Consider the following 25725-nt stretch of genomic DNA (forward strand, 5'->3'; position numbering starts at 1 on the left):
CGAGTCCTACGAGAACTGCGGTGACTGCCGTCGGACGTGCGGGAACCCGGGTCGATCCGATAGCAAGGGCGTATGGCGGTCTTCGTCGCGCTCGGCGCGTTCCTGATGACGCTGGCCGGCGGCTGGACGGCACAGCGCGTGACCGACCGCCGCCATCTGGTGCTGGGCCTGGCCGGCGGGCTGATGCTGGGCGTGGTCGGCCTGGACCTGCTGCCCGAGGCCCTGAGGGCGGCGGACGACGAGATCCACGGCGTCCCGGCCGCACTGCTGCTGTTCGTGGCCGGCTTCCTCCTCGCCCATCTGGTGGAACGCCTGCTGGCGACCCGCCGCGCCGCGCACGGAGCGGTCGAACACGCGACGGTCCGACACGAAGCGGCCGAATGCGGGGCGGCTGAGCACGGGCCGGTCCAGCACGGGGCAGCCGCATGCGAGGCGGCCGAGCACGGGTCGATCCAACGCGAGGCGGCCGAGCACGGGCCGGTCCAGCACGCGGCGGCCGAACACACGGCGGTCCAGCACGAAGCGGCCGAACACACGGCGGTCCCGCACGACACGGCCGAGCACCGCCACCGCAGCCCCGAGGTGGGGCTGACCGCGGCGGCCGCCATGGTGGGGCACAGCCTCATGGACGGCGTGGCGATCGGCGCGTCCTTCCAGGTGGGCGGCGGCATGGGCACCGCGGTCGCGCTCGCCGTCATCGCCCACGACTTCGCGGACGGCTTCAACACCTTCACCCTCACCCGCCTGTACGGCAACGCCCGCCGCAAGGCCCTCGCCATGCTCTTCGCGGACGCCGTCGCCCCCGTCGCCGGAGCCGCCGCCTCCGCGTTCCTCGCCATCCCGGAGGACGTCCTCGGCGGCTATCTCGGCCTGTTCGGCGGCGCCCTGCTCTACCTCGCCGCCGCCGAGATCCTCCCCGAGGCCCACCACGCCCACCCCGCCCGCTCCACCCTGCTGTGCACGGTCGCGGGCGTCGCGTTCATCTGGCTGGTGGTGGGCGTCACCGGGTGACGGGCACGGTCTCACAGCTTCCCGCCCCGGCCGCCGTCCCGCCGCGGCGGCGCGATCAGCGTCGACAGATACGGCAGCGGCGACCCGTCCAGCTCGGCGGCCGGCCGCACCGACTCCTCCGGCAGCCCCAGCGCCGACCCCCACACCGCGTCCGCGAGCCGCCCGGTCTCCGCCAGCGCCTCGGCGACCTCGGCGGCCTGCCGCCCGAACTTGTACGCCACCACCGTGCCCGGCCCGGCCAGCGCCTCCTTCAGCACCGCCGCCCCGGCCGTCACCGGCACCAGCGTCAGCGGCTCGGTGCCCTCCGTCAGCACCGCACCCGACCGCGCCGCGAGATCCTGCATCGCGGTGATCCCCGGCACCGTCTCCACGACCACACCGGGCACCAGCTCCACGAGGGTCTGCGCCAGATAGGTGAACGTCGAGTACACGTTCGGGTCACCGATGGTGGCGAACGCGACGCACGCGTGCGCCTCCAGCAGCCCGGCGACCCGCCGCCCCGCCGCGTCCCACGCCGCCTCCCGGCGCGCCCGGTCGGTCCGCTCGTTCAGCGCGAACACCACCCGCACGATCTTCTCCGCGGGCACGTAGTGCGCCACCGTCGCCTCGGCCCGCCCCCGCTCCCCGGTGTCCATCACGGGCACCACGACGACATCGGCCGCGCGCAGGGCGTTGACCCCCTTGACGGTCACCAGCTCCGGATCACCGGGACCGACCCCGACTCCGACCAGCCTGCTGCTCATGACGTCCGGCACCTCTCCACGAACCGACGGGCGACACCGGGCTCGGACGCCCAGTGCGTGTGCAGATAACTCGCGTGCACGCCCTGCTGTACGAAACCTTCGACCCGCCGCACCGGAGCCGTGACCCCCCACGCGGGAGCGGCACCCGCGCCCGGCTCCACGACCGTGCGGTGGAACTCGTGCCCCCGCATCCGCGTCCCGGCCGCCGCCAGCGCGCTGTCACCCACCGCCACGGCGTCCCGGTAGCCGAGCGTCAGCCGCTCGCTCATCCGCGCGCCGGCGTCCAGCACACCGCACATCGGCCTGCCGTCCAACTCGCGGCACAGGTACAGCAGTCCGGCGCACTCGGCGGCCACGGGGGCGCCGGAGCGGGCCAGTTCGGCGACAGCCTCGCGCAGCGGCTCGTTCGCCGACAGCTCGGCGGCGTACACCTCGGGGAAACCACCGCCGATGACCAGCCCCGCCGTGCCCTCGGGCAGCCGCTCGTCCCGCAGCGGGTCGAAGGCGACGACCTCGGCCCCGGCCGCGGTGAGCAGCTCGGTGTGCTCGGCGTAGGAGAAGGTGAAGGCGGGACCACCGGCCACGGCGACCACCGCACGCCTCCCCGCCGCGCCCACGGGCGCCTCCCAGGGAGCGTCCGGCAGCGGCCCCGCACCGCTCGCCAGCCGCGCCAGGGCGTCGAGATCGCATCCCCGCTCGACCTGCGCGGCCATCGCCGCGACCGCGTCCAGCGCCGCGGCCCGCCGCTCGGCGACCGGGACCAGCCCCAGGTGCCGGGACGGCGTGTCCACCTGCGGAACCCGCCGCAGCACACCCAGGACAGGCACCCCGGCCGAATCCAGCGCCTCCCGCAGCAGCTCCTCGTGCCGGTCCGAACCCACCTTGTTCAGGATCACGCCCCCGAGGCGCACCTGCGGATCCCACGAGGCGAACCCGTGCACCAGCGCCGCCACCGACCGCGACTGCGAGGACGCGTCGACCACCAGCACCACCGGCGCCCGCAGCAGCTTCGCCACGTGCGCGGTGGACGCCAGCTCACCCTGCCCGGCCGCCCCGTCGTACAGCCCCATCACACCCTCGACAACGGCCAGGTCGCACCCCCGCGCCCCGTGCAGGAACAGCGGAGCGATCAGCTCCGGCCCGCACAGATACGCGTCCAGGTTGCGCCCCGTACGCCCGGTCGCCAGGGCGTGGTACCCCGGGTCGATGTAGTCCGGCCCGACCTTGTGCGGGGACACGGCGAGCCCCCGCGCGGCGAACGCGGCCATCAGCCCCGTGGCGACGGTGGTCTTGCCGCTGCCCGACGAGGGCGCGGCGACGACCAGCCGGGGCACCGGCGATCTCACCACTCGATGCCCTTCTGGCCCTTCTGCCCCACGTCCATGGGGTGCTTGACCTTGGACATGTCGGTGACGAGATCGGCGAAGTCCACCAGCTCCGGCGGCGCGTTCCGCCCGGTGATCACCACGTGCTGGGTACCGGGCCGGTTCCGCAGCACCTCGATCACCTCGCCGGTGTCCACCCACCCCCAGTGCATCGGGTACGCGAACTCGTCCAGCACGTACAGCCGGTACGTCTCGGCGGCCAGGTCGCGCTTGACCTGCTCCCAGCCCTCCCGGGCCTTCTCCTCGTTGTCCATCTGGGCATCGCGCTGGACCCACGACCAGCCCTCGCCCATCTTGTGCCAGGCGACCGTGCCGCCCTCACCGGAGGCACCGAGCACCCGCAGCGCGTTCTCCTCGCCGACCTTCCACTTCGCCGACTTGACGAACTGGAACACCCCGATGGGCCACCCCTGGTTCCAGGCCCGCAGCGCGAGCCCGAACGCGGCCGTCGACTTGCCCTTGCCCACGCCCGTGTGCACCACGACCAGCGGACGATTCCGCCGCTGACGCGTCGTCAGTCCGTCGTCCGGTACGACACTCGGCTGTCCCTGCGGCACTACGCGGCCCTCCTGCCCTGAATCCCCTTCACCAGCCCGGCGATCGCGTCCGCCCGCAGCTCGTCCAGCGTCACGGCGGTACCGCCGAGATCGGCGGCGAGCCGCCCGGCGAGCCCGAGCCGCACCGGCCCCGACTCACAGTCCACGACCACCGAGGCGACACCCTCGGCCGCGAACAGCCCGGCGGCCCTGGACGCGAGCAGCACGGGCTCCGGACCGCCCGTGGCCCGCCCGTCCGTCACCACGACCACCAGCGGCCGCCGCGCCGGGTCCCGCAGCCGCTCCACGCGCAGCACCTCGTGCGCCTTCAGCAGCCCGGCCGCCAGCGGCGTACGGCCACCGGTCGGCAGCGTCTCCAGCCGCGCGGCGGCGGCGTCCACGGACGAGGTGGGCGGCAGCGCGACCTCCGCCGAGCCGCCCCGGAAGGTCACCAGCCCCACCTTGTCCCGCCGCTGGTAGGCGTCCAGCAGCAACGACAGCACGGCACCCTTCACGGCACTCATCCGCTGCCGCGCGGCCATCGACCCGGAGGCGTCCACGACGAACAGCACGAGGTTTCCCTCACGCCCTTCCCGGGTCGCCTGCCGCAGATCGTCCCGGCGCACCACAAGGCCCGGCCCGGACCGCCCCCGCGCCCGCTGATACGGCGCGGCGGCCTGCACGGTGGCCGCCAGGTGCAGCTTGGTCAGCGTCCCCCGCGGCCGGCGGGCCCCCGTGGTCCGGCCGTGTTCCGTCCGCGCCCGGGACCGCCGCCCGGCGGCACCCTCCCCGATACCCGGGACGCTCAGCACCTTGGTGCGGAAGGGCTCGGCGGCCCGTACCGCCGACTGCTCGCCCGCGCCGGACGCCTGCGGCTGCCCGCCCTCACCGGCCTCCGGCCGCGCGGCCTCACCGCCGTCGCCCTGCGGACCGCTGTCCGGCGCCGGCTGCCCACCGCCGCCGGGACCGTCGGGGTCCGGCTCGTCGTCGCCGTCGTCCCCGGAGTACTGCTCCAGCGTCTCGTCCAGCTTGTCCTCGTCCAGGCCCGGCGCGTCGAACGGGTTCCGCCGCCGCCGGTGCGGCAGCGCGAGCAGCGCCGCCTGCCGCACGTCCTCGGCGAGGACGTCGGTCCGCCCGGCCCACGCGGCCAGCGCGGTCGCGGTGCGCGCCATCACGATGTCGGCGCGCATGCCGTCCACCTCGAACGCGGCACAAGTCGCCGCGATCTGCCGCAGCGCCGCGTCACCCAGCCGCACCTGCGGCAGCAACTCCCGCGCGGCGACGATCCGTTGCCGTACGGCGGCCTCTTCCTCCGCCCACTTCGCGGCGAACCCGGCGGGATCGTCGTCGTAGGCGAGGCGGCGCCGGACGACCTCCACCCGCTGGTCCGGCTCCCGCGAGGCGGCGACCTCCACGGTGAGCCCGAACCGGTCGAGCAACTGCGGCCTCAGCTCGCCCTCTTCCGGGTTCATCGTCCCGACGAGCAGGAACTTCGCGGCGTGCCGCACGGAGACGCCTTCGCGCTCGACGTACGAGGCACCCATCGCGGCCGCGTCCAGCAGCAGGTCGACCAGGTGGTCGTGGAGCAGGTTCACTTCGTCGACGTAGAGGATGCCCCGATGGGCGTCGGCCAGCAGACCGGGCTCGAAAGCCTTGACGCCCTCCGCGAGCGCCCGCTCGATGTCCAGCGCGCCCACCAGCCGGTCCTCGGAGGCACCGACGGGCAGCTCGACCATCCGCGCGGCCCGCTCGGTGCCGTTGCCCGCCTCGTGCGGCCCGTCCGGGCACGAGGGGTCGGGCGCGGCCGGGTCGCACGAGAACCGGCACCCGGGCACGACGGCCACCGCGGGCAGCAGCGCCGAGAGCGCCCGCACCGCCGTCGACTTGGCGGTGCCTTTCTCGCCGCGCACGAGAACACCACCGACCGCGGGGCTCACCGCGTTGAGGAGCAGCGCCAAGCGGAGATCGTCCTGTCCGACGATGGCGCTGAACGGGTAGGGCGTGCTCACGCGGCGATCACTCCTTCAGGTGAGGTGGGGCGCAGAAGCACGGACGCCGCGCGCCGCGCTGTCATCGTTGGTGCGTGCTCCCCGCCGACGCGGGGATGGTCCTGGGTTACGCCGTCGGCGATGCGGCAGCGCCAGGTGCTCCCCGCCGACGCGGGGATTCTCAGGGACATCAAGCGTCCCCCTCCAGATCTCCCTCAAGCTCGAGGTAGGTCGCCCGGAGCCGGTCCAGGGTCTCCTGGTCCGGCTCCGCCCACAGCCCCCGGTCCGCCGCCTCCAGCAAGCGTTCGGTGATGCCGCGCAGGGCCCACGGGTTGGACTTCTTCATGAAGTCCCGGTTCTCCGGGTCGAAGACGTACTCGGCGCTGAGCTTCTCGTACATCCAGTCGTCGACCACGCCCGCCGTGGCGTCGTAGCCGAACAGGTAGTCCACGGTCGCCGCCATCTCGAAGGCGCCCTTGTAGCCGTGCCGACGCATGGCCGCCATCCACCGGGGGTTGACCACCCGCGCCCGGAACACGCGGTGTGTCTCCTCGCCCAGCGTGCGCGTCTTCACCTGGTCCGGCGTCGCCGAATCGCCCACGTACGCCTCGGGGTTGGCGCCCGTCAGGTGCCGCACCATCGCGACCATGCCGCCGTGGTACTGGAAGTAGTCGTCCGCGTCGACCAAGTCATGCTCTCGCGTGTCGACGTTCTTCGCCGCCACCGCGATCCGCCGGAACGCCGTCTCCATGTCGCCGCGCGCCGCCCGCCCGTCGAGCCCGCGGCCGTAGGCGTAGCCGCCCCACACCGCGTACACCTCGGCGAGGTCGGCGTCGGAGCGCCAGTTCCGCGCGTCGATGAGCGGCAGCAGGCCCGCGCCGTAGGCACCCGGCTTGGAGCCGAAGACGCGGGCGGTGGCGCGGCGCCGGTCGCCGTGCTCGGCCGCGTCCTCGTCCACGTGCGCCCGCACGTAGTTGGACTCGGCCGGTTCGTCCAGCTCCGCCACCGCCCGGACCGCGTCGTCGATCAGCCCGACCACATGCGGGAACGCGTCCCGGAAGAACCCGGAGATGCGGACCGTGACGTCGATGCGGGGCCGCCCCAGTTCCGCCAGGGGGACCACCTCGAAGCCGGTCACCCGGCGCGAGGCCTCGTCCCACACCGGGCGGCAGCCGAGCAGGGCCAGGATCTCGGCGATGTCGTCACCCTGGGTGCGCATCGCGGAGGTGCCCCACACGGTGAGGCCCACGGACTTCGGGTACTCCCCGGTGTCGCTCAGATACCGCTGCACCAGCGAGTCCGCCAGCGACTGCCCGACCTCCCAGCTCAGCCGGGACGGGATGGCCTTGGGGTCGACGGAGTAGAAGTTGCGGCCCGTCGGCAGGACGTTCACCAGGCCGCGGGTCGGGGAGCCCGACGGCCCCGCCGGTACGTAACCGCCGTACAGGGCGCGCAGGATGTGCCCGATCTCGTCGGTGGTCCGCGCCAGCCGCGGCACGACCTCGTCGCAGGCGAACTCCAGCACCGCGACCGCGTCGGGCAGTTCGGCGCCGAGCACGCCCCGCAGGACGGCCGGGACCACCGTACGGTCCCACGCCCGGGCCTCCATGCCCTCCGCGATCCGCCGGCACAGCTGCTCCAGCAGGTCGATGGCGTCGGCGGCGGACCGGGCCGGGCCCTCCACCAGGTCCGTCAGCTCCACCGGGACCTTCACCGGGGCGCCCGGCTCGGCCAGCAACTCCTTCTCCACCAGCCCGAAGTGGGCCGCGAGCGAGGCCCGCAGGCCGGGCAGGGCGTTGGCCTGGCCGCCCCACACCTGGGAGGCGCGCAGCACCGCGAGGACGAGGTTGACGCGTGCCTCGTCGACCGGGCCGCCGCCCAGGATGTGCAGGCCGTCGCGGATCTGGACGTCCTTGATCTCGCACAGGTAGCCGTCGATGTGCATGACGAACTCGTCGAACTCGTCGTCGTCCGGCTGTTCGTCCACGTGCAGGTCGTGGTGCAGCTCCGCCGCCTTGACGAGCGTCCAGATCTGCGCGCGCACGGCCGGTGCCTTCGCCGGGTCGAGGTCGCTGACCAGCGCGTACTCGTCGAGGAGCTGTTCCAGCTTGGCGAGGTCGCCGTAGGTGTCCGCGCGGGCCATCGGCGGCACCAGGTGGTCGACCACGGTGGCGTGCCCGCGCCGCTTGGCCTGGGTGCCCTCGCCGGGGTCGTTGACGATGAACGGGTAGATCAGCGGCAGTTCGCCGAGGACCGCGTCCGGGGCGCAGCCGCGCGAGAGCCCGAGGCCCTTGCCCGGCAGCCATTCCATGGTGCCGTGCTTGCCCATGTGCACGATCGCGTCGGCGCCGAAGCTGTTCTCCAGCCAGCGGTAGGCCGCCATGTAGTGGTGGGAGGGCGGCATGTCGGGGTCGTGGTAGATCGCGATCGGGTTCTCGCCGAAGCCGCGCGGCGGCTGGATCATGACGACGACGTTGCCGTACTGGAGGGAGGCGAGTACGACGTCGTCGCCGTCCACGTAGAGGCTGCCCGGGGGTTCGCCCCACGCCTCGGTCATCGCGTCCCGCAGCTCGGGGTCCAGCTTCTCGAACCAGGCCCGGTAGTCGGCGAGCGGCACCCGCGCGGGCGCGGCGGCCAGTTGCTCCTCGGTCAGCCACTCCACGTCGTGGCCGCCGGCCTCGATGAGCCGGTGGATCAACTCGTCGCCGCTGTCAGGGTATTCGGTCAGCGAGTAGCCGGCGTCGCGGAGCGCGTCGAGCACCCGGACGGCCGACGCGGGGGTGTCCAGGCCGACGGCGTTGCCGACCCGGGAGTGCTTGGTCGGGTAGGCGGTGAAGACGAGGGCGATCTTCTTCTCGGCGTTCGGCTTGTGCTTGAGCCGGGCGTGCCGGACGGCGATCCCGGCGACCCGGGCGGCCCGTTCGGGGTCGGCGACGTACACCGGGACGTCGTCGGGGCCCTGTTCCTTGAAGGAGAAGGGGACGGTGATCAGCCGGCCGTCGAATTCGGGGATGGCGACCTGCATCGCCGCGTCCATGGGGGACAGGGCGGCGTCGGACTCCTGCCACGCGGCGCGCGAGGAGGTGAGGCACAGCCCTTGCAGGACGGGGACGTCCAGGTCGGCGAGCGCGCCGATGTCCCAGGACTCCTCGTCGCCGCCCGCGGAGGCCTGGGAGGCGTGGGTGCCGCCGGCCGCGAGGACGGTGGCGACCAGTGCGTCGGCCCGGCCGAGCAGTTCGTACAGGGCGGGGTCCGCGCCGCGCAGCGAACCGCAGTACACGGGGAGGGCGTTGGCGCCGGCCGCCTCGATCGCCTGGCACAGGGTGTCCACGAAGGCGGTGTTGCCGCTCAGTTCGTGCGCCCGGTAGAACAGCACGCCGACGGTCGGGCGGCCGTCCTGGACGGCGTAGTCGCCGTGCACGCCGAACTCGGGCATGCGGCGCGGCTCCTCGAAGCCCTCGCCGGTCAGCAGCACGGTGTCCGACAGGAACCGGGACAGCTCCAGCAGGTTGGCGGGGCCGCCTTCGACCAGGTACTTCAGGGCTTCCGCGACCACGCCGGCGGGCACCGAGGACTCGGCCATCAGTTCGGCGTCGGGTACGGTCTCGCCGCCCAGCAGTACGGTCGGGATGCCGGACGCCTTCAGCGCGGCCAGCCCGTCCTCCCAGGCCCGCTTGCCGCCCAGCAGCCGTACGACGGCGAGGTCCGCGCCCTCGATGAGGGCGGGCAGTTCCCCGGCGACGTCGACCCGGGTGGGGTTGCCGATGCGGTAGCCGGCGCCCGAGGCCCGGGCCGCCAGCAGATCCGTGTCGGCGGTCGACAACAACAACACTGTGCTCATGCGGGCGCTCCCGGTGGGATGAAAGGCAGTCCTTGCGGCGCGCCGGACTCGATGAGCCGCCACAGCGCGTCCGTGTCCGCGTGCTGTTCGATGAGGTCGCCGAGCCGGTCGAGCTGCTCCTCGCGCAGCGCGGCGAAGGAGGTGTCCGGCGCGGGGACGAAGCGGCGGCCCGCGGCGGCGGCCACCTCGCGCAGGAAGGCCCGCCGGAAGCCGTCCGACTCCAGGGAGCCGTGCCAGTGGGTGCCCCAGGTCTGGCCGACGCGGCAGCCGTCCAGGAAGGGTTCGCCGCCTTCGACCGTGGCCACGCCGTGGTGGATCTCGTAGCCGTCGACGGGCTCGCCGAGGGCCTGCCCGGTGGGCCGGGTGAGGGTCTTCTCGCGGGCGAAGCGCACGCGCACGGGCAGGATGCCGAGGCCGTCGACGTGTCCCTGGCGGCTTTCGACCTCGTCCTCGATGTGCTCGCCGAGGAGCTGAAAGCCGCCGCAGATGCCGAGGACGGGGCGGTGCTCGGCGGCCCGGCGTGCGAGGGCGTCCGCCAGTCCGCGTTCCCGCAGCCACTCCAGTGCCCGTACGGTGCCGCGGGTGCCCGGGACCACCACGAGGTCGGCGTCGGCCAGTTCCTCCGGCCGGTCCACGAACCGTACGACGACGCCCGGTTCGGCGGCGAGGGCGTCCACGTCGGTGAAGTTGGACATCAGCGGGATCGCGCACACGGCGACGCGGAGCACGTCCTCGCCGACCGGGGGAGCGACCGTGGATTCCCGTACGGTGCCGCGCAGGGAGACGCGCAGTCCGTCCTCCTCGTCGATGCCGAGCCCGTGCCGGAACGGCAGCACGCCGTAGGTCCGCCGTCCGGTGAGGCCGTGCAGCATGTCCAGGCCGGGTTCGAGCAGGCCGACGTCGCCGCGGAACTTGTTCACCAGGAACCCGGCGACGAGTTCCTGGTCCTCGGGGGAGAGCAGGGCGACCGTGCCGAAGAAGGACGCGAAGACGCCGCCGCGGTCGATGTCGCCCACCACCAGCACCGGCAGCCGCGCGCCCCGCGCGATGCCCATGTTGACGATGTCGGTCCGCCGCAGGTTGATCTCGGCCGGGCTGCCCGCCCCCTCGCAGATCACCGCGTCATACGTGCCCCGCAGTTCGGCCAGGCAGTCCAGCACCGTGCCCAGCAGCCGCTGCTGGCGTCCGCCGTGGTAGCCGCGCGCGCTCAGCTCGCCCACCGGCTTGCCGAGCAGCACGACCTGGCTGCTCTGCTCGCCACCGGGCTTGAGCAGCACCGGGTTCATCAGCGCGGTCGGCTCGATCCGGCAGGCCTGGGCCTGCATGGCCTGGGCGCGGCCGATCTCCGCGCCCTCGCGGGTCACGAACGAGTTCAGGGACATGTTCTGCGCCTTGAACGGCGCCACCTTCACGCCCTGGCGCGCCAGCCACCGGCAGATCCCGGCCGTCACGACGCTCTTGCCGGCGTCCGAGGTGGTGCCGGCCACGAGGAGACCACCGTTCACTTCCCACGTCCTTTCAGGAGTGCGCGCGCGGCGAGCGTGGTGCCGAGGGCGAGCAGGCCGACGCGGCGGGAGAGCCGTACCGCCCGGTCGATGTCGGTGACCCGGACCGGCCGTCCGGTGCCGCCGTTGAGCACGGGCCGGTGTTCGACCCGGCCGCCGTAGGAGAGGGTCCCGCCGAGCCGGACGCCGAGGGCGCCCGCGAAGGCGGCCTCCACGGGACCGGCGTTGGGGCTCGGGTGCTTGCGGGCGTCGGCCTTCCAGGCGCGCAGGGCGCCACGCGGGTCGGGTCCGGCGACGGTGGCGAGTACGGCGGTGAGCCGGGCGCCCGGCCAGCCGGCGACGTCGTCGAGGCGGGCGGAGGCCCAGCCGTAGCGGCGGTGCCGGGGCGACTTGTGACCCACCATCGCGTCCAGGGTGTTGACGGCGCGGAACCCGAGCAGCCCCGGCACCCCGGCCACGGCTCCCCACACCAGGGCGCCCACCACGGCGTCGGAGGTGTTCTCGGCGACCGACTCGACCACGGCCCGGGCCATTCCGTCGGCGTCCAGCGCCTGCGGGTCGCGGCCGCACAGGTGGGGCAGCCGGGCGCGGGCGGCCTCGGTGTCCCCCGCGGCCAGGGCGCGCCCGATCGCCTGGGCCTCGCGGGCGAGCGAGGTGCCGCCGACGACGGCCCAGGTGGCGGCGGCGGTCAGCGCGACGGAGGCGGTACGGGAGGGGCGTACGGCGCGTGCGGCCAGCGCCCCGAGCGCGACGGCGCCACCGGCGCATACGGCGGTGTGCACGGCGCCCCAGGCTCGGTGGTCGTGCCACAAGGCGCCTTCCACGGCCGTGGCCGCGCGGCCGAACGCGGCGACCGGGTGCCCGCGGCGGGGATCGCCGAGGAGCAGATCACCGAGGACGCCGGCGGCGGCACCGTACGCGTATGTGCGGTCGGCACCCATCGGCTCAGCCGGCCGTGGGCGCGGGGGCGTTCCTGGTACGGGTCCTTCGGCAGCCGAGCATGGCGATTCGTGTCCTCACTCAGGGTGTCCACGCCCTGGTTCGACGGATTCCGGCGGCGAGAGTTCCTGGCTCCCGGGGAGTTCTTCCCCGGTGACAGTGGCGGGACCGCGCCGGATTCGCACCGGCTTCCTCTGCTGCCGCCGTACATGGCCTGGGCAGTCCACCACGTGCCCGGAAGGGCCGTCAACTTGCCTTTGACCTGGGACGCCCGACTGTGCCGAGGCCCACATCCCCGGGGCGCCGGGCGGGCCTTGGGAGCCCCCGCACACGCGTCCGCCCCGCCGGGTCCGGCGGGTGGGCCGGTCGGCGGGGCGGAGGCGGGGATCGGGGGCCTGCGGTCAGGCCACGATCAGGTAGATGCCGTAGGCCACGGCCGCCGCGCAGGCGGCGAAGCAGGCGTAGGCGCCGGTGACGGCGAGCGTGGCGGAGCCGCCCTGGGCCGCGGCCCGTTCGCGGCGGGACATGCCGTTGATGCCGAGGGTGAACAGGGCCACCAGGCCCACCGTGAACACGACGCTGACGCCCAGTACGGAGCCGAGGGCCGCCCAGTCGATCTTCATGCGGATTGCTTCCTTCAGTAACCGTGCGGGCGGGTCAGACCGTGGCGGCCGGCGGGGCGGCGGGGGCCGGTTCGGCGGCCGGGGCGGGGATCGTGGCCGTCAGGCCGGCGGTCGTCAGGCCGGCGGTGGCCGGGACCGTCAGGCTGTCGGCCACCGGGCCGGCGGGCGGCGGGGTGACCGCGGCGATGGCGGTGGTGACGACACCGGCCGGCTCGCCGGTCTCCTCGATCACGTTGGTGTGGTCCACGACCTCGCGGCGGGAGATCTTCCAGATGGCGGCGCTCGCGGCGACCAGGAAGACGGCGACGCCGGCGGTGCCCCAGTCACCGAGGTCGGTGACTGCCTCGGCGCCCGCGCCGACCAGCGCGGCGGCCGGCAGGGTGAGCACCCAGGCGACGGCCATGCGGGTCGCGGTGGACCAGCGGACCACGCCGCCCTTGCGGCCGAGGCCCGCGCCCATCACCGAGCCGGAGACGACGTGGGTGGTGGAGAGGGAGAAGCCGAGGTGGGAGGAGGCCAGGATGGCGGTCGCGGCGCCGGTCTGGGCGGCGAAGCCCTGGCGCGGCTCCAGGTCGGTCAGGCCCTTGCCCATGGTGCGGATGATGCGCCAGCCGCCGATGTAGGTGCCGAGCGCGATGGCCAGGCCGGCGGAGAGGACCACCCAGGTGGGAGGGTTGGAGCCGGGGGCGAGGGAGCCGCCCGCGATCAGCGCGAGGGTGATGATGCCCATCGTCTTCTGGGCGTCGTTGGTGCCGTGCGCGAGCGAGACCAGGCCGGCGGAGGCGATCTGGCCGACGCGGTAGCCCTTGCGGGTCGCCTCGGTGTCGCCGGTGCCGCCGACGCGGTAGGAGAGCCGGGTGGCCAGGAACGCGGCGAGGCCCGCCACGACCGGCGCGGCGACGGCGGGGAGCAGGACCTTGGTGACCAGGACGCCGCCGTGGACGCCGTCGAAGCCGGCGGAGGCGACGGTGGCGCCGACCAGGCCGCCCATCAGGGCGTGCGAGGAGCTGGAGGGCAGGCCCACCAGCCAGGTCAGCAGGTTCCAGAGGATCGCGCCGACCAGGGCGGCGAAGATGACCTCGGGACGGATGCCGGTCTCGTCGACGAGACCCTTGGAGATCGTGTTCGCGACCTCCACGGAGAGGAAGGCGCCCGCAAGATTGAGGACGGCGGACATGGTCACCGCGATCTTGGGCTTCAGGGCGCCTGTGGAGATGGTGGTGGCCATCGCGTTCGCGGTGTCGTGGAAACCGTTCGTGAAATCGAACGCGAGAGCGGTTACCACCACAATCGCGAGGATCAGCGAGAAGCTTTCCATTTACCCAGGCAATCGTTCGAGGTCGTTGGCTGGACGAACGTAGGCAACCTGGGTGAACGGAAGATGAACTGGGACGGGCACAGTGGTGTCGGCAATCCCATACCCGGGTTCTTTTCCGCCCTGCCGGGCCGGGCCCCCCTTGGCTACCGGCCCCGCGCGAAGATCCGCAGCCGGTCCAGGGTGCCGTTGAAGAGATCCTGGTCACCCGGCAGCGTGCCCTTCGTGCGGTACTGCCAGAACGTCCAGTACCGCCAGCCGCCGGGCAGCGCCCCCGGCTTCGCGGTGCCGTGCCGGGCGATCCACAGCGGGTGGTTCTTCGAGAACGCCCGGCTGTTGCCGGTGCACAACTTCCACCACTGGGTCGTCGTGTAGATCACCGGGCGGCGGCCGGTCCTGCGCCGGGTCTCGTCGCTGAACGAACGGATCCAGGCGACCATGCGCTTCTTGCTCAGTCCGTAGCACTGGCGCGAGCCGTAGGGGTTGTACTCGATGTCGAGCGCGGGCGGCAGCGTCCAGCCGTCCCCGCGCCAGCCGCCGCCGTGCTTCACGAAGTACGCGGCCTGCTTGGCGCCGGAGGACCGGTCGGGGCGGGCGAAGTGGTACGCGCCCCGGATCAGGCCGGCCTTGCGGGCGCCGGAGTACTGCTCGGTGAAGTAGGGGTTGCGGTAGCCGGTGGACTCGGTCGCCTTGACGTAGACGAACCGCGCTCCCTTCTTCCGCGCGTCCGGCCATTTCACGTGCCGCTGGTACGACGACACGTCGTGGCCCTTGGGCGGCTTGGCGGCGGCGGTCGCGGGGCCGGTGAGGGCGAGGACCGCCGCCACGGCCGCCGCGAGGACGCTCGCGCGGCGGCGGACAAGGGTGGGTACACGGGCCATGCGGCTCCCCCGGGGGTGGCGGACGACGGGCGCGCCGGTCCTCGGTGGCGGCGGCGCTCGTGGGGTGGGCAGGAGTGAGCCATTCAAGGTCCGCCGATCACGGATTTCTGGGCGATTTCAGGCGTTTCACCCCTAAATCCCCTCGTTCGGCCCTACGGTTCCCGACCCGGCTCCGCCGGCCGCCCGCCCCCGTCCCTCAGGCTGGCAGGATCACCGCATGGCTGAACCGCGACGGAACGCGAAGGACGGACGACGGGACGGGCGGCCGGACGAGTGGCCGGTCGTGGGGGAGGACGTACGGGAGGACGTGCGGGAGGACGTGGCGCGGCTGTGGGCGGACGTGGTCGCCACGGCGCGGCGGACCGTCGCCGACGGGCTGGTGGTCGGCACCTCGGGCAACGTCTCCGCCCGCCTCGGCGACCTCGTCCTGGTCACCCCCTCGGGCGTGCCCTACGACCGGCTCACCCCCGCCGACCTCACCGGCGTCGATCTCACCGGCCGCCGGGTGCTCGGCACCCTCGTGCCGACCAGCGAGCTGCCCATGCACCTCGCCGTCTACCGCGCCACCGACGCCCGCGCGGTCGTCCACACCCACGCCGTGCACGCCACCGCGGTCTCCATGCTCGTCCCCGAGCTGCCGCCGGTCCACTACATGACCGCCGCCCTCGGCGGTCCCGTACGGGTCGCTCCCTACGCCCCCTACGGCACCGACGAGCTGGCCGGGAACATGCTCAGCGCCCTCGCCGGCCGCTCCGGCTGCCTGCTGCGCAACCACGGCACGGTCACCTACGGCGCCACCCTCGACCAGGCCTACGACCGCACCGCCCAGCTGGAGTGGATGTGCCGCCTGTGGCTGACCGCGTCGTCGGTGCCCGGCCTGACCCCGTCCCTTCTCACCGAGGCACAAGTCGCGGAGGCCGGGGAACGTTTGAAGGGGTACGGCCAACGGAGGTGACCCCTTTTGCCGAACAGCAGCCCGCCCCGCACCCCGCACACCCCCCCCGGCCGGGCCCGACCGGGCACACCGGCCCCGCCCCACGGCACCCTGCGGGCCGCGTACACCGCGTACGACAGGGTCCTGCCGGTCGCGCGCGCCGCACATAGCCGAGCTCTGCCGGTCGCGCGCGCCGTGTACGACCGAACCGTGCCGGCCGCACTGGCTTTGCTCCGCCGGGCCCGGCCGACGCCGCGCACCGCGCGCGCCCGGACCTGGCCGGCCCCGCTGGCCGCGCGGCCGGGGATCCAGCCGTCGGCCTCGCCGCAGCCCCGGAAGCCGACGGCGGTCGCGGCCACGACGACGTCCGGCACCCCGGCCACACGCGCCCGGGCCCGGTCGGCCCCGCTCGCCGTACTCCGCCGCGCCCTGGCGGACCGGCCCGCCCCGGCCCGCCGCGACGACCCCCGGCCCCGGCGCGCCGGTACATGGTCCTGGCCCTGGCGCGTGGGCACCCCACCCCGGCACGACGGCACCCCGCCCACGCCCACCCGCCCGGCCCTCCCACCCTCCCCGCCCCGCCCCTCTCCCGCCCCGGCCCCCTCACCCCGCCCCGCGCTTCGGCTGGCCGCCGCCCGTCGCCCCCGTGACACTGGATCCGTGCGCACCGTCTCAGCGACCGCCGGCGCGGTCACCGCCTTCCTGGCCGCCGGTACGGCCTCCGTGGTCGTCGGCCGGCTCGCCAGCGACGCCGCCCTGAAGGCGTCCGCAGGCCGCCCGCTGCCCACCGAGCCACGGCTCACCGTGCACGGCACGGCCGCCGGCCGGATCACGCTCACCCGCGACCTGGCCACCCTGCGCCCCGGCGTCTACGGCCTCGCCGGCGACGGCTCGCACGCGGTCGTCGGCCCCGTCCTGGAGGGCGTCCCGCACGCCGCCGACACCGTCGTACGGCGCCTGGAACGCGTCACCCACGGCACCTTCACGGCCGGCGACGCGGCCTGGCTCACCCCCAACCTGTACGTCGGCAACCCCCGCACCGCCCTCGGCCTGGACCACACCGACGTGTCCGTGCCCGGCGAACTCGGGGCCCTGCCCGCCTGGTTCGTGCCCGGCGGCCGGGACACCTGGGTGATCGCCGTACACGGCCTGGGCACCACCCGGGAGCACGCCCTGAACGTCATGGGCTTCCTGCACGCCCGCCGGCTGCCCGTCCTCGCCCTCGCCTACCGGGGCGACCCCGGCGCCCCCCGCCCGCCGGACCGGCTGAACCACCTCGGCGAGACGGAGTGGCGGGACGTCGAGGCGGCCATCCGGTACGCCGTCCGCCACGGCGCCCGCCGCGTCGTCCTCCTCGGCTGGTCCACCGGCGCCACCATGGCCCTGCGCGCCGCCGAGCACTCCCAGGTCCGCGACCGCGTCGCCGGACTCGTCCTGGACTCCCCGGTCCTCAGCTGGCCGGCCACGCTGCGCGCGCTGGCCCGGGCCCGGCACACCCCCGAGCCGCTGCTGCCGCTCGCGGTGCGGGCCGCGCAGGGCCGGGCCGGACTGCACGCCGACGGGCTCGCCGAGCCGGGCGGCCCGGACCGGCTCCAGGTGCCCACCCTGCTCGTGCACGGCCCGGACGACCGGGTCGCGCCCTGGGAGCACTCCCGCCGGCTCGCCCGGCGCCGGCCTGGCCTGGTCACCCTGCACACCGTCCCGGGCGCCCCGCACGCGGCGATGTGGAACGCGGACCCCGAGGAGTACGAGGAACGGCTGCGCAGGTTCCTCACCCCGCTGCTGTGACCCCGGGCGCGGGCGCCCGCGAGGGCCGGTGACCGACATTCCGGTTACGGCCGCGGGACCGATCCGGCCACCGGCGCACGACTGGCTCGATCCTGTCCGTCCCACCGCCCCTCGCCCCGTACTCCGCTCGGCCCCGGCGCCCGCCCTGACATTCCGTTTGGGTTTTCGGACCGTCAACCGGAAGACTGCACCCGTGACGTCCCGTATCCCGCGCGACTCCAGGCTCCGACTCGTCCGACCTCGACCCCTGGCCGCCGCCCCAAGAGCTGTGAACCAGCGGCGCCCGCGCCGCCCGGCGCCCCGGCCGCCCGAGGGCACGCCCGCCCCCGCCGAACTGGCCGGAATGGCCCGTGCCGGTCTGGCCGGCGCGGTCCGCGTCGCCCGCTGGGCCGACTCCGCCCTCGGCCCCGGCCGGCACGGTGCCACCGCGGACGGCAAGGCGACCCTCTCCGACGCCACCGCCGAACGCGCCGCCGCCGACCTGGGCCTGAGCGTCGCCCGGATCCGCGCCGACTGGGACACCGCCCGCCTCGCCGGACTCGTCGAGGTGCACGGCGACAGCGCCCGGCCCGGCTGGCGGCTGCGCGCCTGGGACCGCGACGACAGTGCCGTACTGCGCGGCTGGGTCGCCCTCTTCGACGCCTGGTCGCTCGCCTCGCCCGAGCCCGCGGGACACGAGCCGGCCGCCGTCGCCGAGGTCGTCTCGGCCATGCCCCAGGTGCTCTCCTTCCTCCAGCTCTCGGCCGGCCCGGTCCCGGTGGAGCAGCTGCTCGACCTGCTCCAGCAGCGGGTCACCGAACTGCGCACCGAACGCTGCGAGGTCGCCTACGAACCCGGCACCGGACGGCCCGCCGGAGCGCCCGCCCCGGCCGACGCCACGCCCGCCGCCGACGCCGCGCTCGCCCCGCTGCTCGACTGGGCGCTGCGGGCCCTCGCCTCGGTCGGCGCCCTCACCTACGGCGGCGGCCAGGCCACCCTCACCCCGCTGGGCAGCTGGGCGGTGTGGGTCAAGCTGGAGCAGATCTGCGTGGCCGCGCAGAGCCCCGCAGGCAACATCGAGCAGGCCGCCGAGGACATGCTGCGCGGCTGTGCCCAGCTGCGCCCCAACGCGGCCCGCGCCGAGTACCGCGCCTGGCTCGCCGCCCGCCCCGTCGGCAGCGCCGTCACCGAACTGATCGACGCCGCCCGCGGCGACGACGCGCTGCTGCGCGGGCTGGCCTTCGAGGCGCTGCGCGTCGTCGGCGCGCCCGCCGAGCCCGACGTACGGGCCGTGGTGCGGGAGCCGGCGCTGCGGCCGTACGCCCTGCTGTGGCTCGCCGAGCACGACGGGGTCGACCCGGAGGACGCCCACGAGGTGCTCACCCGGGAGGAGGCGACCTGGCTGTGGGTGGACACCGCCGCCGCGGTCGCCGACCACGGTGAGGCGCCGATGCTGGTGCGGCACCTGGAGGCCGCCGTGCAGCCCACCGTGCCCCAGCTGCTCGAAGAGGTCCGCGCGGTCGGCCATCCGCGCACCGTGCAGGTGCTGGTCGCGCTCGCCGCCGCGCACCCCGACCCGGCGCTGGCCAAGGCCGTGCGCCGGGCCGCGTTCCAGGTGCACACCGGGGGCTGAGTCCCCGCCGGGGCGGCTCAGACCCCGGTCTCCGGGGCGTACGTCCCGAAGCTCCAGATGTTCCCCCCGGCGTCCCGGGCCAGGTACTCCCGGGCCCCGTAGTCCTGGTCCGCCGGGGGCATCAGGATCTCCACCCCGTGCGCCGCGGCCCGCTCGTGGTGGGTGTCCACGTCGTCCACCACGACGTACACCCCGGCGGGCCCCGCGTGCTCCAGGGCGGAGTCGAGGGGGCCGCCGCGGCCCTTGGAACCGACCATCACCACGCCGCCGGCCTGGACCAGCTCGGCGTGCAGGACCGTGCCGTCCGCCGTCTCGTACACCGACAGCTCGGTGAAGCCCAGGCCCTCGGTGAGCTGCCTGATCGCCGCCTTCGCGTCCGTGTACAGCAGCGTGGGGCAGATGCCCGGCCGTCCGCCGCCCGTGCCCGCCATGCCGACCACTCCTTCGCGTCCGTCGCGCACCGATTCCGTCGTCCTCCGGCGGCCGTCGCACCGCACGCGTCTTCGCTTCCCACCGCACACAACACCCGAAACCGCCACATCCCGCCGAGTACGGGCATGACCCGACCGAGTGACTCTCCCGGCCCGCGCGCCCCACCGCCCCGCCCCGCCGACCGGCTCCCGGCGGGCACCCGATGCGCCCCTCGCACCCCTCACGCCCCTCCGGCACCACCCCCGCGCCCTGGCCGCGCCCCTCCGCCGGCCGCTCGGCGGCATGTCACTCCCGGCCGCACCCCCTGGGGGGACTCCCGCCCCGCGCCCCCCTCACCGGGACGCAGGAAAACTGCTTGCACCGCCCCGTTAGACTGGGCCCCATGGCCATTCTCCTCGCGCATTAGACGGCGGGAACGTCCTCAGCCGCCCACCCGCCAATCCCTGTACGCCCTGGAGTCTGTCCGTGATCTCCGCCTCCGGTATCGAGCTGCGCGCCGGTGCGCGCGTCCTCATCGAGAACGCCACCTTCCGTGTCGCCAAGGGCGACCGCATCGGCCTCGTCGGCCGCAACGGCGCAGGCAAGACCACCCTCACCAAGTGCCTGGCCGGCGAGGGCATCCCGGCCGCCGGCACGATCACCCGCTCCGGCGAGGTCGGCTACCTCCCGCAGGACCCCCGCACCGGCGACCTCGACGTCCTCGCCCGCGACCGCATCCTGTCCGCGCGCGGCCTCGACGTGCTGATCCGCAAGATGCGGGAGAACGAGGAGCGCATCGCCAACGGCAAGGGCTCCACCCGCGAGAAGGCCCTGAAGCAGTACGAGCGCCAGGAGACGGAGTTCCTCACCAAGGGCGGGTACGCCGCCGAGGCCGAGGCCGCCACCATCGCCGCCGCGCTGAACCTGCCCGACCGGGTGCTCGGCCAGCCGCTGCACACCCTCTCCGGCGGTCAGCGCCGCCGTATCGAGCTGGCCCGGATCCTGTTCTCCGACGCCGACACCCTGCTGCTGGACGAGCCCACCAACCACCTCGACGCGGACTCGATCATCTGGCTGCGGGACTACCTGAAGTCCTACCGCGGCGGCTTCATCGTCATCTCCCACGACGTCGACCTCGTGGACACGGTCGTGAACAAGGTGTTCTACCTGGACGCCAACCGCTCCGCGATCGACATCTACAACATGGGCTGGCGGCTGTACCAGCAGCAGCGCGAGGCCGACGAGAAGCGCCGCAAGCGCGAGCGCGCCAACGCCGAGAAGAAGGCCGCCGCGCTCAACGCCCAGGCCGACAAGATGCGCGCCAAGGCCACCAAGACGGTCGCCGCGCAGAACATGGCCCGCCGCGCCGAGAAGCTGCTCTCCGGCCTCGAGGACATCCGGATGTCCGACAAGGTCGCCAAGCTCCGCTTCCCGGAGCCCGCGCCCTGCGGCAAGACCCCGCTGATGGCCGAGGGCCTGTCGAAGTCGTACGGCTCGCTGGAGATCTTCACCGACGTCGACCTGGCCATCGACAAGGGCTCCCGGGTCGTCATCCTCGGCCTCAACGGCGCCGGCAAGACCACGCTGCTGCGCCTCCTGGCGGGCGTGGAGACGCCGGACACCGGCCGGGTCGTCCCCGGCCACGGCCTGAAGCTCGGCTACTACGCCCAGGAGCACGAGACCCTGGACCCGGACCGCACGGTCCTGGAGAACATGCGCTCGGCCGCCCCCGACATGGACCTGGTCGAGGTCCGCAAGGTGCTCGGCTCGTTCCTGTTCTCCGGTGACGACGTCGACAAGCCGGCCGGGGTCCTCTCCGGCGGCGAGAAGACCCGGCTCGCCCTCGCCACGCTGGTCGTCTCCTCGGCGAACGTGCTGCTCCTGGACGAGCCGACGAACAACCTGGACCCGGCCAGCCGCGAGGAGATCCTCGGCGCCCTGCGCACCTACAAGGGCGCCGTCGTCCTCGTCACCCACGACGAGGGCGCCGTCGAGGCGCTCCAGCCGGAGCGGATCATCCTGCTCCCGGACGGCGTCGAGGACCTGTGGGGTTCCGACTACGCGGACCTCGTCACCCTGGCGTGATCGACGGGCCGGATCCGTCGCGCATGGATCATTCGGCCGATCCGTGATCCATCATCTGTGTGAGATCTCCTCGTATCGAGGTGTGTCATACACGGATTTCGCGGGCCGACCCCCCAGTAGCCGGGGGTCGGCCGCTCGGCGTTCCTGACCTGGTACTTCGCGAATCCACCCGTACGGACCCCTGGACCCCACCCGCTGGAATCACGTATTCCGGTTGTGGGGAACCCCTCCTGTCGTCACAACGATGTCCCACCGACCTTGCCGAATGGGTGGCCATCACGCCCAGGAGGGGTGATCATGAGGAGACCAGAGCGCACTTCCCATGAGGAGGCACGGGTGGCCGAGACTCTGAAGAAGGGCAGCCGGGTGACCGGCGCCGCGCGCGACAAGCTCGCGGCAGACCTGAAGAAGAAGTACGACTCCGGTGCGAGCATCCGGGCGCTGGCCGAGGAGACCGGCCGCTCGTATGGCTTCGTGCACCGGATGCTCAGCGAGTCGGGCGTCACGCTCCGTGGGCGTGGCGGAGCGACCCGGGGTAAGAAGGCCGCTTCGTCCTGACTCCGGGCGGCCCATCGGCTTCGATGGTGGCCACCCGGTCGGCGGTCCGACCGGCCGGGTGGTTACTGTGCAGTCACTTAGCTCAGCTCTGCTGACCGCACCCATCGGAGGCACCCCATGGCTTCGCCCGACCAGGACCTCGCTCCCGCACTCGACAAGGACGGCGTACGGCTCACCGTCGAGGACGCCCTCGCCACGGTGACGCTGACCAACCCGGCCAAGCGGAACGCGCAGACCCCCGCCCTGTGGCGGGCGCTCGCCGAGGCCGGGCGGCTGCTGCCGGGCTCCGTCCGGGTGGTCGTGCTGCGCGGCGAGGGCCAGTCCTTCTCCGCCGGGCTGGACCGCCGCATGTTCACCCCGGAGGGGATCCCGGGCGAGCCGACCTTCGTCGACCTCGCGCGCCGCGACGACGCCGGGATCGACGCGACCATCGCCGAATACCAGGAGGCGTTCACCTGGTGGCGGCGCACCGACCTCGTGTCCATCGCCGCCGTCCAGGGCCATGCCATCGGGGCCGGGTTCCAGCTCGCGCTGGGCTGCGACCTCAGGGTCGTCGCCGACGACGTCCAGTTCGCCATGCGCGAGACCAGCCTCGGCCTCGTGCCCGACCTGACCGGCACCCACCCGCTGGTCGGCCTCGTCGGGTACGCCCGGGCGCTGGAGATCTGCGTGACCGGGCGGTTCGTCGGGGCCGAGGAGGCGGTGGCGAGCGGGCTGGCCAACCTCGCCGTGCCCGCGGCCGACCTGGACGCGACGGTACGGGACCTGGCGGCGGCGCTGCTGGCCGCGCCGCGCGACGCCGTCGTGGAGACCAAGGCGCTGCTGCGCGGCGCCCTGGACCGCACCTACGAGGAGCAGCGTACGGCCGAACGCGCCGCCCAGGCCCGCCGCCTGCGCGACCTGGCCGGCCTCGGCGAGTAGAGCCCGGCGTGCGTGTCCGGCGTGAGCGGGTCCGCCTCGGCCGTCGCCTCACGGCGGGACGGCACGGCGCGTACCGGTCCCGCCGAGGCGGGCGTCGCCGTCAGAATCCGTGCCGCATGCCGCCGTCGACCGGCACCATGACGCCGGTCAGGTACGACGCGGCCGGGGACAGCAGGAACGCGGCGGTCCGGCCGAACTCGTCGGGCCGGCCGTAGCGGCGCAGCGGGATCCGGGACGCGTTCGCCGTCCGGGTGGCCTCGGGGTCGGCGGACCGCGCGTCCAGCTCGCGCACCCGATCGGTGTCGATCCGGCCCGGCAGCAGCCCCACCACCCGGATGCCGCGCGGCCCCAGCTCGTCGGCGATCGACTTCGCGAACCCGGCGAGCCCCGGCCGCAGCCCGTTGGACACCGTCAGCCCCGGGATCGGCTCGTGCACGGAGCCGGACAGCACGAACCCGATGACCCCGCCCTCCGGCAGCTCGGCCGCCGCCGCCCGGGCCAGCCGCACCGCGCCGAGGAAGACCGACTCGAACGCGTCCCGCCACTGCTCGTCGGTGTTGTCGGCGACGAACCCGGGCGCCGGCCCGCCCACGCTCACCAGCACCCCGTGGAAGCCCCCGAAGTTCTCCCGGGCCGCCGCGATCAGCCGCTCCGGGGCGCTCGGGTCGGCGTTGTCCACGGCCACGCCCACCGCGTTCGGGCCCAGGGCGGCGGCGGCCTCGGCGACCCGCTCCTCGTCCCGGCCGCTGACGACCACCTTCGCCCCGTCCGCGACGAGTTCCCGCGCGGTGGCGTTGCCCAGTCCCCGGGTGGCTCCGGTGACGACGTACACCCGGTCCTTCAGTCCAAGATCCATGGCACTATCCTGCCCCGTCCTCCCCGAAGAGCGTGAGTGCCGTGTTCACCAGGCCGACATGGCTGAACGCCTGCGGGAAGTTGCCCAGCTGGCAGCCGGCGAGGGGGTCGTACTCCTCGGCCAGCAGACCCACGTCGTTGCACAGGCCCACCAGCCGGTCGAACAGGGCGCGGGCCTCCTGGGTGCGGCCCGTCATGTGCAGGGCGTCGGCCAGCCAGAAGGAGCAGGCGAGGAAGGCGCCCTCGCCGCCCGGCAGCCCGTCGATCACCGAGTCCTCGGTGTCGTAGCGGCGCAGGAAGCCGCAGTGCCCGAGGTCGTCACGGATGGCGTCGACCGTGCCGACCACCCGGGGGTCGTCCGGCGGCAGGAAGCCCACGCGCGGGATGAGCAGCAGCGCGGCGTCCAGTTCCCGGGAGCCGTAGTACTGGGTGAAGGTGTTGCGCTCCTTGTCGTAGCCCTTCTCGCACACCTCCCGGTGGACCTCGTCGCGCAGCCGGCGCCAGCCCGCCAGGTCGCCGCTCAGCTCGTGGTGCCGCTCCAGCGTCTTGACGGCCCGGTCGGCGGCCACCCACACCATCACCTTGGAGTGCACGAACTGCCGCCGGCCGCCGCGCACCTCCCACAGGCCCTCGTCCGGCCGCCGCCACGCCGACTCCAGGAACCTCATCAGCGAGCGCTGCATGGCCCACATGTGCGGCTTGGTGGGCAGGCCCGAGGCGCGGGCCAGCGACAGGGAGTCCATCACCTCGCCGTACACGTCCAGCTGGAGCTGGTCGACGGCGTCGTTGCCGGTGCGTACGGGGGCGGAGCCGGCGAAGCCGGGCAGCCAGGGCAGTTCCGTCTCGCGCAGCCGCCGCTCGCCCGCCACGCCGTACATGATCTGCAGATCGGCCGGGTTGCCGGCCACCGCGCGCAGCAGCCAGTCCCGCCAGGCCTCGGCCTCCTCCTGGTAGCCGGCGGTGAGCAGCGCGCCGAGGGTGAGGGTGGAGTCGCGCAGCCAGCAGTAGCGGTAGTCCCAGTTGCGCACGCCGCCCGGCTTCTCGGGCAGCGAGGTGGTCGGCGCGGCCACGATCCCGCCGGTCGGGGCGTAGGTGAGGGCCTTGAGGGTGATGAGGGAGCGCACCACCGCATCCCGGTACGGCCCGTCGTAACGGCACCGCCCGGCCCAGCACCGCCAGTCGGCGACGCTGCTCTCCAGCGCCTCGTACGGGTCGATGAGCGGTGGGCGCCTCTCGTGCGAGGGGTGCCAGGTGAGCACGAACGCGACCCGCTCGCCCGCGGCGACGGTGAACTCCGAGTGGGTGCCGTACCCCTCGCCCCAGGTGGGTACGGCCGGCTCGGCGCGCAGCCAGGCGGAGTCCGGCCCGGCGATGGCCACCCGGTGGCCGTCCGCGCGCCGCACCCACGGCATGATCGAGCCGTAGTCGAAGCGCAGGCGCAGCGTGCTGCGGACGGTGACCCGGCCGCTGAGGCCCTCCACGATCCGTACGACATCGGGGGCGCGCTCGCGCTGCGGCATCAGGTCGGTGACGCGGACCGCTCCGTCCGCCGTCTCCCACTCGGTGTCCAGGACGAGGGTGTCGGGCCGGTAGGCGCGGCGGGCGCAGACGTCCGCCCCCTCGGGCGCGATCCGCCAGTGGCCGTGGTCCTCGTCGCCCAGCAGCCGGGCGAAGCAGGCGCCGGAGTCGAAGCGCGGCAGGCACAGCCAGTCGATCGAGCCGTCCTTGCCGACCAGGGCCGCGGTCTGCTCGTCCCCGATGAGGGCGTAGTCCTCGATGCGCGCGTTCACGGGA

General features: G+C 74.1%; 20 protein-coding genes and 1 riboswitch. Of the genes, 7 read left to right on the top strand and 13 right to left on the bottom strand.

The window, feature by feature from the left end:
• Positions 1–72: 72 nt before the first annotated feature.
• The gene (locus ACSURM_RS28165) at positions 73–1011 is read left to right on the top strand and encodes a ZIP family metal transporter (protein WP_436958600.1); all 939 of its coding nucleotides are present in this window, start codon (positions 73–75) and stop codon (positions 1009–1011) included.
• An 11-nt stretch (positions 1012–1022) separates the two neighbouring features.
• Here the strand turns inward: ACSURM_RS28165 and cobI are convergent, their stop codons facing one another.
• From cobI to ACSURM_RS28215, 10 genes are all read right to left on the bottom strand, one after another.
• A complete protein-coding gene (gene cobI / locus ACSURM_RS28170) occupies positions 1023–1754 on the bottom strand; it encodes a precorrin-2 C(20)-methyltransferase (RefSeq protein WP_436958601.1) in 732 nt (243 codons plus the stop codon).
• Positions 1751–3103 (bottom strand): cobyrinate a,c-diamide synthase, encoded by a 1353-nt coding sequence (locus ACSURM_RS28175; RefSeq protein WP_436958602.1) that lies wholly within the window; start codon positions 3101–3103, stop codon positions 1751–1753. Before ACSURM_RS28175 ends, cobI begins: the two co-directional genes overlap by 4 nt.
• Positions 3097–3696, bottom strand: a complete 600-nt coding sequence (cobO, locus tag ACSURM_RS28180) for a cob(I)yrinic acid a,c-diamide adenosyltransferase (RefSeq protein ID WP_030620436.1) — start codon at positions 3694–3696, stop codon at positions 3097–3099. The genes ACSURM_RS28175 and cobO overlap by 7 nt, the downstream gene beginning before the upstream one ends.
• Positions 3696–5684, bottom strand: coding sequence for a putative cobaltochelatase (locus ACSURM_RS28185; protein ID WP_436958603.1), 1989 nt, complete (start codon positions 5682–5684; stop codon positions 3696–3698). The genes cobO and ACSURM_RS28185 overlap by 1 nt, the downstream gene beginning before the upstream one ends.
• A gap of 169 nt (positions 5685–5853) precedes the next feature.
• A complete protein-coding gene (cobN, locus tag ACSURM_RS28190) occupies positions 5854–9504 on the bottom strand; it encodes a cobaltochelatase subunit CobN (protein WP_436958604.1) in 3651 nt (1216 codons plus the stop codon).
• Positions 9501–11009, bottom strand: coding sequence for a cobyric acid synthase (locus ACSURM_RS28195; RefSeq protein WP_436958605.1), 1509 nt, complete (start codon positions 11007–11009; stop codon positions 9501–9503). The genes cobN and ACSURM_RS28195 overlap by 4 nt, the downstream gene beginning before the upstream one ends.
• On the bottom strand, positions 11006–11950 hold the full coding sequence (locus ACSURM_RS28200; protein ID WP_436958606.1) for a cobalamin biosynthesis protein: 945 nt from the start codon (positions 11948–11950) through the stop codon (positions 11006–11008). The genes ACSURM_RS28195 and ACSURM_RS28200 overlap by 4 nt, the downstream gene beginning before the upstream one ends.
• Positions 11951–12048: 98 nt before the next feature.
• A riboswitch (cobalamin riboswitch) is annotated at positions 12049–12191 on the bottom strand.
• A 158-nt stretch (positions 12192–12349) separates the two neighbouring features.
• Positions 12350–12571 carry a hypothetical protein gene (locus ACSURM_RS28205; protein ID WP_436958607.1) on the bottom strand — a complete coding sequence of 74 codons (222 nt, stop codon included), beginning with the start codon at positions 12569–12571 and terminating at the stop codon, positions 12350–12352.
• 34 nt (positions 12572–12605) lie between these two features.
• Positions 12606–13889: an anion permease gene (locus ACSURM_RS28210; protein WP_436958608.1), complete on the bottom strand. Its 1284-nt coding sequence runs from the start codon at positions 13887–13889 to the stop codon at positions 12606–12608.
• Between the two features lie 143 nt (positions 13890–14032).
• Positions 14033–14767 (bottom strand): lysozyme, encoded by a 735-nt coding sequence (locus ACSURM_RS28215; protein WP_436958609.1) that lies wholly within the window; start codon positions 14765–14767, stop codon positions 14033–14035.
• 217 nt (positions 14768–14984) lie between these two features.
• Between ACSURM_RS28215 and ACSURM_RS28220 the strand changes: the two genes are divergently transcribed.
• The 3 genes from ACSURM_RS28220 (at position 14985) to ACSURM_RS28230 (ending at position 19101) form a co-directional block, all read left to right on the top strand.
• Complete coding sequence (locus ACSURM_RS28220) at positions 14985–15722, top strand: class II aldolase/adducin family protein (protein ID WP_436958610.1); 738 nt, start codon at positions 14985–14987, stop codon at positions 15720–15722.
• Between the two features lie 639 nt (positions 15723–16361).
• On the top strand, positions 16362–17489 hold the full coding sequence (locus ACSURM_RS28225) for an alpha/beta hydrolase (protein ID WP_436958611.1): 1128 nt from the start codon (positions 16362–16364) through the stop codon (positions 17487–17489).
• Between the two features lie 193 nt (positions 17490–17682).
• Positions 17683–19101, top strand: a complete 1419-nt coding sequence (locus ACSURM_RS28230; protein ID WP_436958612.1) for a hypothetical protein — start codon at positions 17683–17685, stop codon at positions 19099–19101.
• Positions 19102–19118: 17 nt separating this feature from the next.
• On the opposite strand, the gene ACSURM_RS28235 is transcribed toward ACSURM_RS28230, so the two are convergent.
• A complete protein-coding gene (locus ACSURM_RS28235) occupies positions 19119–19532 on the bottom strand; it encodes a VOC family protein (RefSeq protein WP_436958613.1) in 414 nt (137 codons plus the stop codon).
• A gap of 466 nt (positions 19533–19998) precedes the next feature.
• Here ACSURM_RS28235 and abc-f point away from each other — a divergent pair, with 466 nt between their 5' ends.
• The 3 genes from abc-f to ACSURM_RS28250 all read left to right on the top strand — a co-directional run bounded on the left by abc-f (position 19999) and on the right by ACSURM_RS28250 (position 23076).
• Entirely contained in the window at positions 19999–21597 is a 1599-nt protein-coding gene (gene abc-f, locus ACSURM_RS28240; RefSeq protein ID WP_436958614.1) for a ribosomal protection-like ABC-F family protein, read from the top strand.
• 336 nt (positions 21598–21933) lie between these two features.
• A complete protein-coding gene (locus ACSURM_RS28245; RefSeq protein WP_004002281.1) occupies positions 21934–22155 on the top strand; it encodes a helix-turn-helix domain-containing protein in 222 nt (73 codons plus the stop codon).
• Positions 22156–22272: 117 nt separating this feature from the next.
• Positions 22273–23076 carry an enoyl-CoA hydratase/isomerase family protein gene (locus ACSURM_RS28250; RefSeq protein WP_359050236.1) on the top strand — a complete coding sequence of 268 codons (804 nt, stop codon included), beginning with the start codon at positions 22273–22275 and terminating at the stop codon, positions 23074–23076.
• Between the two features lie 100 nt (positions 23077–23176).
• On the opposite strand, the gene ACSURM_RS28255 is transcribed toward ACSURM_RS28250, so the two are convergent.
• A complete protein-coding gene (locus ACSURM_RS28255; RefSeq protein ID WP_436958615.1) occupies positions 23177–23932 on the bottom strand; it encodes an SDR family oxidoreductase in 756 nt (251 codons plus the stop codon).
• Positions 23933–23936: 4 nt separating this feature from the next.
• Positions 23937–25721, bottom strand: a complete 1785-nt coding sequence (locus ACSURM_RS28260; RefSeq protein ID WP_436958617.1) for a glycoside hydrolase family 15 protein — start codon at positions 25719–25721, stop codon at positions 23937–23939.
• Positions 25722–25725 lie beyond the last annotated feature (4 nt).

The organism is Streptomyces sp. SudanB182_2057, from assembly GCF_964272715.1.
In the GTDB taxonomy this organism is placed as follows: domain Bacteria; phylum Actinomycetota; class Actinomycetes; order Streptomycetales; family Streptomycetaceae; genus Streptomyces; species Streptomyces rubradiris.